This is a genomic window from Vreelandella zhuhanensis (assembly GCF_009793355.1).
GTDB lineage: Bacteria > Pseudomonadota > Gammaproteobacteria > Pseudomonadales > Halomonadaceae > Vreelandella > Vreelandella zhuhanensis.
In genome coordinates this window covers 487,618-499,781 of sequence record NZ_WTKP01000001.1, presented here as the reverse complement: position 1 = coordinate 499,781, position 12,164 = coordinate 487,618, and the positions used below count along the sequence as shown (strand labels likewise).

The 12,164-nt window shown below is 60.9% G+C and carries 11 protein-coding genes and 3 pseudogenes; 1 reads left to right on the top strand and 13 read right to left on the bottom strand.

Going from position 1 to position 12,164, the window contains the following annotated elements; all coding sequences use genetic code 11:
- Window positions 1-344 (bottom strand): annotated as a pseudogene (locus tag GPM19_RS02320) (methionine adenosyltransferase domain-containing protein); the annotation flags it as partial.
- Here GPM19_RS02320 and GPM19_RS02315 point away from each other — a divergent pair.
- Window positions 340-564: a helix-turn-helix domain-containing protein gene (locus GPM19_RS02315; RefSeq protein WP_160417234.1), complete on the top strand. Its 225-nt coding sequence runs from the start codon at window positions 340-342 to the stop codon at window positions 562-564. The pseudogene GPM19_RS02320 and the gene GPM19_RS02315 sit on opposite strands and share 5 nt — an antisense overlap.
- A gap of 85 nt (window positions 565-649) precedes the next feature.
- Here GPM19_RS02315 and GPM19_RS02310 read toward each other — a convergent pair whose 3' ends face one another.
- The 12 genes and pseudogenes from GPM19_RS02310 to GPM19_RS02255 form a co-directional block, all read right to left on the bottom strand.
- On the bottom strand, window positions 650-3,127 hold the full coding sequence (locus GPM19_RS02310; RefSeq protein ID WP_160417233.1) for an arsenate reductase (azurin) large subunit: 2,478 nt from the start codon (window positions 3,125-3,127) through the stop codon (window positions 650-652).
- A 15-nt stretch (window positions 3,128-3,142) separates the two neighbouring features.
- Window positions 3,143-3,664, bottom strand: a complete 522-nt coding sequence (locus tag GPM19_RS02305) for an arsenate reductase (azurin) small subunit (protein ID WP_160417232.1) — start codon at window positions 3,662-3,664, stop codon at window positions 3,143-3,145.
- Window positions 3,665-3,800: 136 nt separating this feature from the next.
- Window positions 3,801-4,037, bottom strand: a complete 237-nt coding sequence (locus GPM19_RS02300; RefSeq protein ID WP_160417231.1) for a thioredoxin family protein — start codon at window positions 4,035-4,037, stop codon at window positions 3,801-3,803.
- An 18-nt stretch (window positions 4,038-4,055) separates the two neighbouring features.
- Window positions 4,056-5,072 carry a permease gene (locus tag GPM19_RS02295; protein ID WP_160417230.1) on the bottom strand — a complete coding sequence of 339 codons (1,017 nt, stop codon included), beginning with the start codon at window positions 5,070-5,072 and terminating at the stop codon, window positions 4,056-4,058.
- 89 nt (window positions 5,073-5,161) lie between these two features.
- Window positions 5,162-5,713 (bottom strand): RNA polymerase sigma factor, encoded by a 552-nt coding sequence (locus GPM19_RS02290; RefSeq protein WP_160417229.1) that lies wholly within the window; start codon window positions 5,711-5,713, stop codon window positions 5,162-5,164.
- Between the two features lie 65 nt (window positions 5,714-5,778).
- Window positions 5,779-6,963, bottom strand: coding sequence for a thiolase family protein (locus tag GPM19_RS02285; protein WP_160417228.1), 1,185 nt, complete (start codon window positions 6,961-6,963; stop codon window positions 5,779-5,781).
- A gap of 194 nt (window positions 6,964-7,157) precedes the next feature.
- Complete coding sequence (locus GPM19_RS02280; RefSeq protein WP_160417227.1) at window positions 7,158-7,451, bottom strand: CC/Se motif family (seleno)protein; 294 nt, start codon at window positions 7,449-7,451, stop codon at window positions 7,158-7,160.
- 3 nt (window positions 7,452-7,454) lie between these two features.
- Window positions 7,455-8,555, bottom strand: coding sequence for an ACR3 family arsenite efflux transporter (gene arsB, locus GPM19_RS02275; RefSeq protein WP_160417226.1), 1,101 nt, complete (start codon window positions 8,553-8,555; stop codon window positions 7,455-7,457).
- Window positions 8,556-8,568: 13 nt separating this feature from the next.
- The gene (gene arsH, locus GPM19_RS02270; RefSeq protein WP_319928080.1) at window positions 8,569-9,294 is read right to left on the bottom strand and encodes an arsenical resistance protein ArsH; all 726 of its coding nucleotides are present in this window, start codon (window positions 9,292-9,294) and stop codon (window positions 8,569-8,571) included.
- Window positions 9,291-9,788 (bottom strand): annotated as a pseudogene (locus GPM19_RS15765) (arsenate reductase ArsC). Before GPM19_RS15765 ends, arsH begins: the two are co-directional and overlap by 4 nt.
- An 88-nt stretch (window positions 9,789-9,876) precedes the next feature.
- Window positions 9,877-10,536, bottom strand: coding sequence for an NADPH-dependent FMN reductase (locus GPM19_RS02260; RefSeq protein ID WP_160417225.1), 660 nt, complete (start codon window positions 10,534-10,536; stop codon window positions 9,877-9,879).
- Window positions 10,537-10,827: 291 nt separating this feature from the next.
- A pseudogene (locus tag GPM19_RS02255) lies at window positions 10,828-12,093 on the bottom strand (ISL3 family transposase).
- Window positions 12,094-12,164: the final 71 nt, after the last annotated feature.

Here is a 12,164-nt window from a genome sequence, read left to right as displayed (position 1 = left end):
TGCTTGCCTTGATCATCGATCCAGGCGTAGCTGGATTCGAACGGCTCGCGACCGAAATGGCCGTAAGCCGAGGTCAAGCGGTACATCGGATGCAGCAGATCCAGCATCCGGGTGATCGCGAAGGGGCGCAGATCAAAATACTCGCGCACCAGTTCGACGATCTTGGCTTCCTCGATCTTGCCGGTACCAAAGGTGTCGATAGCCACCGAGGTCGGTTCCGCCACGCCAATGGCATAGGCCACTTGAATTTCGCATTTGTCGGCAAGGCCTGCAGCGACGATGTTCTTTGCCACATAGCGCCCAGCGTAAGTCGCGCTGCGGTCAACCTTGGACGGGTCCTTGCCCAAAGTGTCGCGTCACCTGGCGCAGCTGCGCAACTGCGGGTTGCTTATTGATCGGCGTGACGGCCAGTGGGTCTACTATTTTTTGGCGCCGGTGCTGCCCCGTTGGATAGAGGATGTCCTGAAGGCCGCTCAGCAAGGTCAGACAGAGCGTCTGGCCTTGCTGCAGAACCGCCTGGTCAGCATGGGGAATCGTCCGGAACGGCGATTTTCCATGTGTTGATAGAGCATACATGCAACATTAACGGATGAGTGCAGGTGATCTCACCTGCACATGCTGAAGCCATATCCGCAATCGACACAATGAATCAGGAATAGCGCCGGCGCTTGAAGGATACATCTCTCAGGTAGGCGGGATTCGTCCCGATCCGACGAAGGTTGGCCCAGGCCCCCTTGTAGTAGGGAATATGGTTGCGATCGGTCCATTCGCTGACAACGTCGCCCTGCACCCCGTTGGGATAGCCGAACATCATGAAGACCTGCCCGCGCTTCAAGTCGGGTTCCAGGTAGGCCATGGCGGTGGTTGCGCCGTAGTCGTTGTAAACCTCGACGATATCGCCGTTGGCGATACCCAGGGCTTCGGCGTCTTGGGGGTGAATTTCAATCGGCGCCATGGGGTAGCGACCCTTGCGAAAGGCCAGGTGCTGGTCGTGGTAGGCAGACTGCCAGATCTGGTTGGTGCGACCGTTGTTGATCCAGAAGTCATAGCGCTCTTTCTGGCGCTCGATCACCTCGGGGAAACCGTTCCAGGGCGATGGCTGGAAATGCGCCTTGCCGTCATCGGTATCGAAGTTATTGTCGGTGTAGAGCATCTCGGTGCCGATGAGTTTGCCGTCCTGATACGCCTTGATGGGCAGTTGAACGCCATTGTTGCCGGCCTTGCGCAGGCGCTCATAGGTGGCCAGGTGCCCGGTCGGGCCACCTTGGCTGTCGATCTCCTTCTCATGAGCCATGCGGAAGCCGTCGTTGAAGGCATCTTCATCGGTCGTCCAGTCGAACCCGGCGAAACGCTCGGCCATGGCTGCGTTGCCAGCCGACTCGTAGCGTTGCTTTAGGGCATTGGCCATGTTGGCCGCAATCAGCCAGTCGGGCCTGGCGATGCCGGGAGGGTCCATGAAGCGCTCGGACAGCCGCAATCGCCGCTCGCCGTTCATGGAGGTCAGGTTCATCTCCCCAGGGTGGGTCGCCGGCAGTACCAGATGGGAATATTCGGCAAACTTGGTGCGGTAGAGGTCAATATCGACGATGAACAGGCCACCTTGGTTCTTGACGGCGTCATAGATGATATCGATCAGCTCATCAGTGGTGGCGCCACGTGCCTTGGCCAGCGCCTGGTTGACGATGGCGGCTCGGCGCTTGATGACCTGACGATAGGTTTCGGCATTGAGGGTAGTCTGGAAAGCATTGCAGGCCCAGACCGTCAGCATCATGCCGTTGCCCTTGATCAGTTCCTTATCGATATAGGGCGCAGGGCGTCCACCGGGATAAGGTGGGCGCGTATAGCCTTCCTGATGACCGCCCATACGCACCACGCCGGTGCCTCGACGACCCACGTTATGGGTCGCCACAACGAGATTGACGATGGCGGACTGAATCCGATAGTTGTCGTTGCCCCAGATCACGCCCTTCTCATAGGCGTGCATGGTGCGCGGGGCATGGCCGCTGGCCTTGGGCCGGTAGGCCCACTCGGCGGCCTTGATGATATCGGCCCGATCCAGGCCGGTAATGCGGCTGCTCTCGTCCAGCTCCATGCGATTGGCGGCGAGCATCTCATCAAAGCCGCTGGTGTGCTCATCGATAAAAGTTTGATCGTGCCAACCCTGGTCGACCACATAGGTGAGTAGCCCATTGAACAAGGCGGTATCGGTGCCCGGCTGGATCGCCAGATGCAGGACATTTTCCTTTCCGGCGACGGTCTCGCAGATTGCCACGGTGGGTGTGCGCCGTGGATCGACCAGGATGACCTTTCCCTTGCCGACCGTCTCGGCGGGAAACCATTCCCGTTTCTTGGCGATGTTGGCACCCCTAAGGTTCGGCTCCCAGTGGGCTAGAAACCAGTTCGACTGCGTCTCGTAGGAGTTGCCGCCGATGGAAAAGATAACATCGCAGACTTCCGCATCTTCGTAGCTGTTGTTGAGCTCACCAATGCCCATGTCGCGGCTGGCATGGCATTCCGAGTTGTAGGCGGGGCGGTTGTGGATCCGCACCATTTTCGTCTGCATGCCGTTGAAAATCAGCTTGCCGGTCGCCCAGGTATTCTCGAAGCCGCCGCCCGCGCCGCCATGGTCGAAGAGGTTGAAGAACAGCTGGTCGGGCCCGTCATTGTCGAGGATGCGTTGGGTCAGGCCGGCATACAGAGCCATTGAGCGTTCCCAATTTGTTTCTACCCAATCATCCCCACTATATACCAGCGGATACTTGAGACGCCGCTCGCCGATCGGAGTGCCTTCCGAATACATCACGCTGGCCATCTGGCCACCCCGCGTCGAAGACAGTCCTTGGTTAACGCTACATTCCTTGTCGGGGAGGATCATGATGTTGTATTCGCGACCATCATGATTCTGAATTCGGTTGACCATGGCTGGCGTCATGGTGATCTGCATGGGAGGGAGTTGGCGGGTGAAGTCGAGTCCCAGCGCATTCTGGTCGGCGGCCCTGCCGCCTTCCTGGTTGGCGGGCCACTTGTAGACGTGGTAGCCACAGCCGACGATGCAGAAGTGGCAGGCCATATTGGTCTTCTGGGCATCCGCCGGGGGCAGAGGGATTCGGTCCTTGAATTGCGTCATTATTATTCTCCCGATTCAGATGATGTTGGCCTGGCGACCATAGATCAGGCCATCGACCGATACGGCAAATAGGGTATCTTCGGCTTCGTCATACTCCAGAAGTATCCGGGGCAGACTTTCGGTGGCATGACCGATCACCATCTGGCCGGCGTTATCGGGGTCGAAGATGCTGTAGTGGCAGGGACACTTGAAGGTTTCCGCTTCCTTGTCGTAATTGACCGGGCAGCCCATATGTGTGCATTGGGTGCTGTAGGCCACCACATCCCTGTCAGGACCTACCCCTCCCTTGACCTCACGTCCCTTGCGTATCAGCACGCAGGGCGAGCGGTTATCGGGATAATTGAAGTAGATGGGTTGATTGACGTTGACATCTCCTAGCCGGGCGATCACCTCTCGCGGGTAGGGGAGGGTCGTGCTGCCGGCGGGAGACGAGGGACTGCCTGGCTGTGCTCGAGCAACGGGAGATAGCGAAAGGGTACCTATAGCAGCGCTGCTACCGGTCAATTTCAGGAAGTTACGGCGACTCAGTCGAGACATTGTCTGGCACTCCGATGTTGTTGTTAGGAAAGCCCGAATCCGGGCAGTTCAGGAGTGATATATGGTTATATGTATTTAATGCATGCAATTCAGGCTAGCCCTGCCTTGACAGGTGCGCAAGGACGAAAGGCCTTGCTCAGGTCTTCAGCAGAGTCTCGATCTTGCCGCGGTCCGGCACGCTACCGCTGTGCACCAGCGTGCCGTCGACGGCCACGGCCGGGGTCGACATGACTTTATAGCCCATAATGGCGGCCGGGTCGGTTACCTTTTCTACCTCGACCTCGATACCCAGTTCGCCGGCCACCGCCTGAATCTGCTCGGCGGTGGTCACGCACTTCTTGCAGCCGGTACCCAGTACTTCGATCTTCTTCATGGTCTTGCTCCTTTGCGCTTATTGAAGTTGAAGTCCGCTGAACAGCCAGGGGCTCAGCAGGTTGATCAGCCAGCCAACGATCATGAAGTTGGCCAGCAGAATGACGAAGATGGTGGCCAGCAGGCGCCACTGCATGACCTGCTTGAGCATGATGAATTCGGGGAAACTGGCCGCCACGGTGCTCATGCAGAAGGCCAGGGTGGTGCCTACCGGCAGCCCCTTGAGAATCAGGCTTTCCATGACGGGAATGACCCCGGTCGCGTTGGAATACAGGGGCAGGCCAGCAAATACCGCGACCGGTACGTTCCACCACTGGCCGCTACCCAGGTTGTCGGCGAACCAGCCGTCGGGCACGAAGCCATGCAGACCGGCGCCCAGGCCGACGCCGATGATCACCCACTTCCAGATCCGCCCGACGATCTCCTTGAGCTCGTCGCGGGCAAATTCGTGGCGGTCCTTCAGGGTGAGCGTGGGCGTCTCGGGGGCGGGCTCGTCATCATGGGGCGTCGCGGTGGCCTGCTGGTAGGCCTTGGCCGCGAAATCCTTCAGCCAGCGCTCGCCCTTGAGAGTATCGAGGAGCATGCCGCCGCCGATGCCCACGCCCATGCCGATGACGACATAGACCAAGGTGAACTCCCAGCCGAGCAGGCTCCATAGCATGATCACCGCGACCTCGTTGATGATCGGCGAAGTGAACAGAAAAGCCATGGTGATGCCCAGCGGAATGCCTGCACTGGTGAAACCCAGAAATAACGGAATGCTCGAACAGGAACAAAAGGGGGTGATGGCGCCGAAGCCGGCACCGAGCCCATAACCGGCCATTCTTGGCTTCTGCTGGATGTAGTGGCGCACCCGCTCCAGATTCAGCGAGGCGCGCATCAGCGCGATCACGTAGATCATTATCACCAACAGCGCGAATATCTTGGTGGTGTCCTCGACGAAGAAATGCAGCGAGGTACCCAGCTTGCTGGTGGGGTCCAGGCCCATCAGTTCATAGACCAGCCAGTCGGCCAGCCACGTAAAGACCTCCAGCATTGCCATGCTCTCCTTGTGTAATAAGTGTCGCTACACAAGAAGACGCAGTACAAGGCAAAAGGATACCGTCTCGAAGTGAAATGATACGTCTAGCCGTGGTCGGCACGATGGCAGCAGATGCGCCCCTGCTCATCAAAGATGATGCCACATTGCTCGATCAGTCGTTCGCGCAACCGTTGCCTGGCTCTACGAAGCCGCGCCTTGGTGGCCGGCAAGCCTAGACCATGATGCTCGGCATAGTCGGCCTGGCGAAGACCTTCCAGGTCGCAGCGACTCAGGATATCGCTGTCCTCCGGCGATAGATGCGGGAGCGCACGCGCGATACAGACGATCAGACTATCCACGGGGGCGTGGGTTTCGGTCGCTGCCGGAAGCTCGGGTGGGTCGCCGGCCACCCAGCGTCCCGAGCGGCGCTGCTGATCGATCCATTGATGTCGGGCCACACGGAATAACCAGGCACGGGGAGAGTCCAGCTGGCAGAAACGGGTACGGTGGGCAAGCGCCTTGGTATAGACGATTTGAAGGAGGTCGTCGGCGACATCGTGATCGCCGCCGTGTCTGATCAGGAAGCCACGGAGTTCGTCTCGGTGAGCTTGCCAGGCGGATTCGATGCAGGGGTATCGCTGGGGCTCGGCCGTCATTTTGTCTCTCTACAGAAAACTTATGGTAAGCCGCTGGCGCGTCGTGACATGCCAGCGGCCGGGCGTCAGAGGGTTTCCAGCGCCAAGGCGATGCCCTGACCGCCGCCGATACACAACGTGACGATGCCACGGTGTTCGCCGTTGCGCTGCATGGCATGTAACAGGCGGGTGGTCAGCACCGCGCCGGAGGCACCAATCGGATGGCCGTGAGCGATAGCGCCGCCCTCCACGTTGACGATCTCTTCCGGCAGACCGAGTTCGCGCTGGCAGGCCAGGGCAATGGCGGCGAAGGCCTCGTTGATTTCCACCCGGTCCAGATCGTCTACCGACCAGCCGGCGCGCTCAAGCGCCTGCTTGACCGCCGGAACCGGGCCGATGCCGAAGTAGCCAGGCTCTACGGCACCGATGCCGAAAGCCACCAGGCGGGCTATCGGGGTAAGGCCCTGCCGCTCGGCCCAGTCGCGATCGGCAACGATCATCGCCGCAGCGCCACTGTTGAGCCCGGGGGAATTACCTGCGGTGATGGTACCTTCTTTACGAAAGGCGGGCTTCATCTTACCCAGCGATTCCAGGGTAATATCCGGGCGGTTGTGCTCGTCGCGGGCGAAAGTGGTGGTGCCCTTGCGGCTGGTGAGTTCCACCCCGGCAATTTCAGCATCGAAGTGGCCTGCTTCCTGGGCCTTGGAGAAGCGCTGCTGAGAGCGCAGCGCCCAAATGTCCTGGTCTTCGCGGGAGATGCTGTAGCGGCTCACTAGATCTTCGGTATGCCAGCCGGAGTGCTTGCCGCTGAAGGCGTCGTTGAGGCCGTCGAGCAGCATAGTATCGTGCATGGTCACGTCGCCCATGCGTGCGCCCCAGCGCCCCTGGGGCATCACATAGGGGGCGCGGTCCATGTTCTCCATGCCGCCGGCGATGGTGCAGTTGGCCATGCCGCTCCAGATCTCCATGGCCGCGCTGACCACTGCCTGGGCGCCGGAACCGCAGACCCGATTGACGGTCAGCGCCGGGACTTCCACGGGAAGTCCGCCGCCGATGCCGGCCTGACGGCCCGAGTTCATCCGGCAACCCGCCTGAATGACGTGACCCATCACCAGTGACTCCACCTTGTCGGCAGCAAGCCCGGAACGGGAAAGCGTCTCCTGAATGACACGAGCGCCCAAGTCGGTGGCGGGGGTGTCCTTGAGGCTACCGCCATAGGTGCCGATGGCCGTGCGCACGGGGTGGCAGATGACGACATCGCGAGATGACATGAATGTTCTCCAGCTAGTGAGTCGGTCGGAAGGCCGGGAAGGCCGCTTTCGTGTACCTCTCACCTATAGCAGTGAATGGGTGACATTGCTCCGACAGACATCAAACCCCAGGCGGTCAGTGCCTTCATCGTGCGTGAAGCGGCGACCAGGCGGGAGAGAAATCCACGACGATCAGAATGTGCTTGAATATGGGGTTACTGCTTCGAGCGGGTGGGTGAAGCGCCTTCTACGAACAACTTCTTCATGCCCATGAAGCCCTCGACGTCGAGCCTCAGGTCCTGATCGACCAAGGCCGGGTCGATATGCAATGTCACCTCCTCTTGCTCAACGCAGGTATAGCGCTCCGGCGCATCCGGGACCCTGGCCTCGGCCACCGTGATATCGGCCCCACCACCGCAGCAACCATGGCGGGGCGAGAGGCGAACCGTGGCCACACCGCCCTTGCTCTTCAGCCATTCGCGGGCGCGATCACTGACCTTGATGGCCATGGGTCAGCCCCTGGCCCCGGCGGCAGTTGACGCATCGGCCTCAGGGAAATGGTGGCGTGTCTGGTTGGCAATGCGTACCAGCACCAGCATCAGTGGCACCTCTACTAGCACCCCAACTACCGTGGCCAGGGCCGCACCGGACTGCAGGCCGAACAGGGCGATGGCGGCGGCCACGGCCAGCTCGAAGAAGTTGCTGGCACCGATCATCGCTCCTGGGGCGGCGACATTGTGGGGCACTTTCCACGCCTTGGCCCAGCCGTAGGCGATGAAGAAGATCAGCACGGTCTGGATGATCAGCGGGATGGCAATCAACACGATATGCAGCGGGTTGTTGAGTATGACATCGCCCTGGAAGGCGAATAGCAGCACCAGGGTGATAATCAGGCCGATGGGAGTGATCGGTCCCACCTTCTTCATGAAGACGTTGTCGTACCACTCGATGCCGCGTCGGGCGATCAGGGTGCGCCGGGTCAGGTAACCGGCGGCCAGCGGGATGACGATGTAGAGCACCACCGACAGCGCCACCGTGTCGTAGGGTACCTGGATGTTCGACACGCCGAGCAGCAGGATCACGATGGGGGCGAAGGCGAACAGCATGATCAGGTCGTTGACCGCCACCTGTACCAAGGTATAAGCGGCATCGCCACGGGTCAGGTAGCTCCATACGAAGACCATGGCGGTACAGGGCGCAGCGCCGAGCAGAATAGCGCCGGCCAGGTACTGGCTCGCCAGCTCCTCTGGAATGAAGGGTCGGAACAGCACTATCAGGAAGAACCAGGCGATGGCGAACATGGTGAAGGGCTTGATCAGCCAGTTCACCGTGGTAGTGATGACCAGCCCCTTGGGCTGGCGGCGCACACCGAGCACGGCGGTAAAGTCGATCTGCGCCATCATGGGAAAGATCATCGCCCAAATCAGGATGGCCACTGGAATCGATACCTGAGCATATTCGAAGCGCGACAGCGTCTCGGGCACCGCCGGAGCGAACTGGCCGAGCAGTACCCCGGCGACGATGGCCAGCGCCACCCATACCGAAAGATAACGCTCGAAACGGCCCATGCCCTCGGTGGCGCTAGGAGCTTGGGATTCCTGGTGTTTGGTCATGGTGTGGCTCCTGTCAGATGGCGCGCTGGTTGGCCCGAGCGGAGAGCTGTTCGGCCGACTCCTTGCGTTCGGAGTAGCGATCGGTGAGCGCCTCGCTGCGGCCACGTACCAGCAGGGTGAATTTCACCAACTCCTCCATGACGTCGACGATGCGGTCATAGAAGGGCGAGGGTTTCATGCGGTCGTTGTCGTCGAACTCCATGAAGGCCCTGGGCACCGAGGACTGGTTGGGGATGGTCACCATACGCATCCAGCGCCCCAGCACGCGCAGCTGGTTGACCGTGTTGAACGACTGGGAGCCGCCGCACACCTGCATCAGGGCGAGGGTCTTGCCTTGGGTGGGGCGCACCGCGCCCAGCGCCAGAGGAATCCAGTCGATCTGCGCCTTCATGATGCCGGTCATGGCGCCGTGGCGCTCCGGTGAGCACCACACCATTCCCTCGGCCCACTCGGCAAGCTCACGCAGCTCCGCCACCTTGGAGTGGCTGGCCTCTTCTGCGTCGGGCAGCGGCAGCCCTCGCGGGTCGAAGATGCGGGTCTCGGCGCCCATGGCACGTAGCAGCCGGGCGGCCTCCTTCGCCGCTAGCCGGCTGAAGGAGCGCTGCCTGAGCGAGCCGTAGAGCAGCAGGATGCGCGGGGAATGCTCGCGGTCCCCGGGGCTGCCAAGGCTGGCCGCATCGGGCACCCGGAACAGCTCGCGGTCGATGTTGGGCAGGTCGTCGAGGGGACGAGTCGTCACGGGGTATCTCCTTGTCGGATCTCTTCGCGGGATGCGCGCTGGTGGATCTCCTCCAAGGCCTGCCGCAGGGCGTCGTCGGACATCCGATCCAGGGGCAGGGCCACCATGGTCTCTATGCGCCGGTGCAGGGCGCCGAAGGTGCCAGCAAAGGCGACCTCGGCCTCGCTGCCCTCGGCTCTCGAGGGGTCCAGCACGCCCCAATGGGCCTTCACGGCCCTGCCGAGGAAGAGCGGGCAGGCCTCGCCGGTGGCATCATCGCAGACGGTGATAACGACATCCGGTATCACCTCGAGATCGTCCCAGGTCTTGCTGTAAAGCCCACGAGTGGAAATGCCATTCTTCTCCAGTCAGATCAGCGTCAGCGGGTTGACCTCGCCGGTCGGGTGGCTGCCGGCGCTCCAGGCGCGATGCCGGGTCTCGGCCAGGTGGTTGAACAGAGCCTGGGCGTAGATGGATCGGCAGGAATTGCCGGTGCAGAGAAACAGTACGTTCATGGTGTCTCCATCGAGACGCTCATCGGGGATGACCATCAGGGCGTTGTGCCATTCAGCATATATGGAAAATCATATATGCTCAATGTCGTCACTCGGATGCCGGCGCGTTGCGCTGCTCCGGAGCACGCTGGAAGGCCGGCGAGACCTCTCTGGGGTCCTGGATCTCGCGGTGCCTGGCGGCGGCCTCGGCCCACCAGCCGAGCTGGCCCAGGGCGCGCCCGAAGTAGCTGGCCCAGCGGTCCGGGTCCTCGCGGAAGCGGCCGTCCTCATCGAGGGCCTCCTGGGCCTTCGGCACGTGGATCATCGCCGAGACCGGCAGGCAGCCGAGCTCGGCGAGGAAGGTGCGCATGGCAACCGCCGCCCGGACACCGCCCCACTGGCCGGCAGAGTAGGTGACGATGGCGCTGGGCTTGAAGGCGTAGAGGGAGCTGCCGAAGTGGTTAAGCAGGTGGGCGAGCACCGGGCTCATGGAGTGGTTGTACTCGGGGCTGACCATGATGTAGCCGTCGGCGGCCTCGATCTTGTCGGCCAGGGTCTCCAGAGTCTCGGGCACCTTCGCCTTCGCGTAGGCGAAGTGCGGCTTGAAGACGGCGCCGAACTCGATCTCCAGCGGGTCGATCAGCTCTACGCTGGCGCCGTCGGCCTCAAGCAGCTGCACGCAGGTACGAGCCACGCGCAGACCGAGCCGAGCGGGGGCAGGAGGGGTGCTGTTGCGGATGGTACCTAAGAACACTAGGAAATGGGGCATGGGTTGATAACCTCAGGCATGATCGAAAGATGCTGCCACGTTAGCAGATTCTTTAGCAGGAGCTAGCCTAATACCGCTTAGTGGTCAGAGTCAGATCAGTGCGTAACGCACCCGCGCCGATATCGTCTCGCTGACGACAACAGTGCCGAGGATTGCGATCAGGATAGTGACCAAAAGGTGTAGATAGAAGTCTGTTAGCTCCATGAAGGAGTAGAAGGATTTTGATGTATATTTGCATATTCTTAAGAATCGGCTTTGGCCGAAACCAGATAAAAAAGGCTCTTCGTCACTTCATGTGGATTTGGCCTGATCGAACAGGCGGCCCACCGGGCTGCCAATCAGGTAGATCATGGCGATGAAGTTAATCTCGTTCCGGTAGCCGCGTGCCCGTGACCGAGCCGCCTGGAACAGACCATTCATTCCTTCCAGTCTTGCGTTCGTCAATCCCGAGTGCCAGCGTCTGACCACCGCGTCGGCGTGCCGCTCAAGCGTCGCCAGGGCCTTCCCCATCGGCTTCAGTAGTGGCTTTTCAGAAACCGCCGCCTGCATGACCTTAAGGTAATTCGTGATGCGCCACCGAGCCGCTCTGGGCGTCGGGGCCTTCTGGATCCAGCGTAGCTTCTCCTTGATCACCCAGGCATCGGCAGTGGCGCTTTGATCGGCTACCAACTCCTGGAGCGCCGCCAACTGTTTGGGTGTCAGGTTCTCGTTGTCCAGGTTCTTCAGCAGTGCCCAGCGCAGCGACTTGGGGTGTCCCTGCTCGCGGCGCTCTTTCTTGCGTACCTCGTCCAGCCGCTTGGTGAAGGTCTGCACGATATGGAACCAGTCGACCGTTACCTCTGCCTTGGGAAGGTGCTCGGTCACGCCGCTAAGGAAGGCTGGCGACATGTCGCAGACGACCTCGACCACATTGTCCGTATCGCCGCCATGGGCCGCCATGGGCCGCCAGGAAGGCGCTGAAAGCCTGGATGGCATCCTTGCCGCAGCCTGGGACGGCAAAGATAACCGGTTCCTGCTTGCGCTGCATGTCGAGGAACACCGTGACATAGCGATGACCGCGCCGAGACGCGGTTTCGTCCACGCCGACAGTCGCCACATTGGACAGGTCCAGTTCCCCAGCATGCGGCCCACGTAGTGATGCACGATGCGCCATAGTCGTTTATCAGAAATCTCCAGCTGCCGGGAGACAGCCAGCACCGGCATCTCCTTGACCAGTGACATGGCCGCTTGCTCGAACAGCAGGGTGAAGTCGCTGCCCGGCCGCGCCCAGGGAACCTCTATGCGTTTGACGCCATGTTCAGGACACTTCGTGCGAGGCACACGAGCATGCAGGTAACAGTGGTGCTGGAAGAAGTTCAGATGCCGCCAGGTTTTGTCGGCAAAGTCATGAGCTTGGCAGGCTTTACCACACTCCGGACAGGGATAGAGACTGCCTCGTTCCGCCTCGACATAGAGTTCCAGGCGGTGGGGCGACACGGCGGTATCCAGGTGCTGGTCCTTGAGGATCCAGGGCGCTTCCAAGCCCAGGCCGAGCGTTAAAATCTGGGTGCCGTCCATGTCATACCTACTGCCGTTGTGGAGGTCATATTCTGGCCCAGCTCAGGGGACGAATTCCACACCCAACGTCG

Coding starts and splice junctions, on each gene's coding strand:
- GPM19_RS02260 (WP_160417225.1), bottom strand. CDS start 10,536: ATGCCCCATTTCCTAGTGTTCTTAGGTACCATCCGCAACAGCACCCCT.
- GPM19_RS02305 (WP_160417232.1), bottom strand. CDS start 3,664: ATGTCTCGACTGAGTCGCCGTAACTTCCTGAAATTGACCGGTAGCAGC.
- arsB (WP_160417226.1), bottom strand. CDS start 8,555: ATGACCAAACACCAGGAATCCCAAGCTCCTAGCGCCACCGAGGGCATG.
- GPM19_RS02280 (WP_160417227.1), bottom strand. CDS start 7,451: ATGGCCATCAAGGTCAGTGATCGCGCCCGCGAATGGCTGAAGAGCAAG.
- GPM19_RS02295 (WP_160417230.1), bottom strand. CDS start 5,072: ATGCTGGAGGTCTTTACGTGGCTGGCCGACTGGCTGGTCTATGAACTG.
- GPM19_RS02310 (WP_160417233.1), bottom strand. CDS start 3,127: ATGACGCAATTCAAGGACCGAATCCCTCTGCCCCCGGCGGATGCCCAG.
- GPM19_RS02290 (WP_160417229.1), bottom strand. CDS start 5,713: ATGACGGCCGAGCCCCAGCGATACCCCTGCATCGAATCCGCCTGGCAA.
- GPM19_RS02285 (WP_160417228.1), bottom strand. CDS start 6,963: ATGTCATCTCGCGATGTCGTCATCTGCCACCCCGTGCGCACGGCCATC.
- GPM19_RS02300 (WP_160417231.1), bottom strand. CDS start 4,037: ATGAAGAAGATCGAAGTACTGGGTACCGGCTGCAAGAAGTGCGTGACC.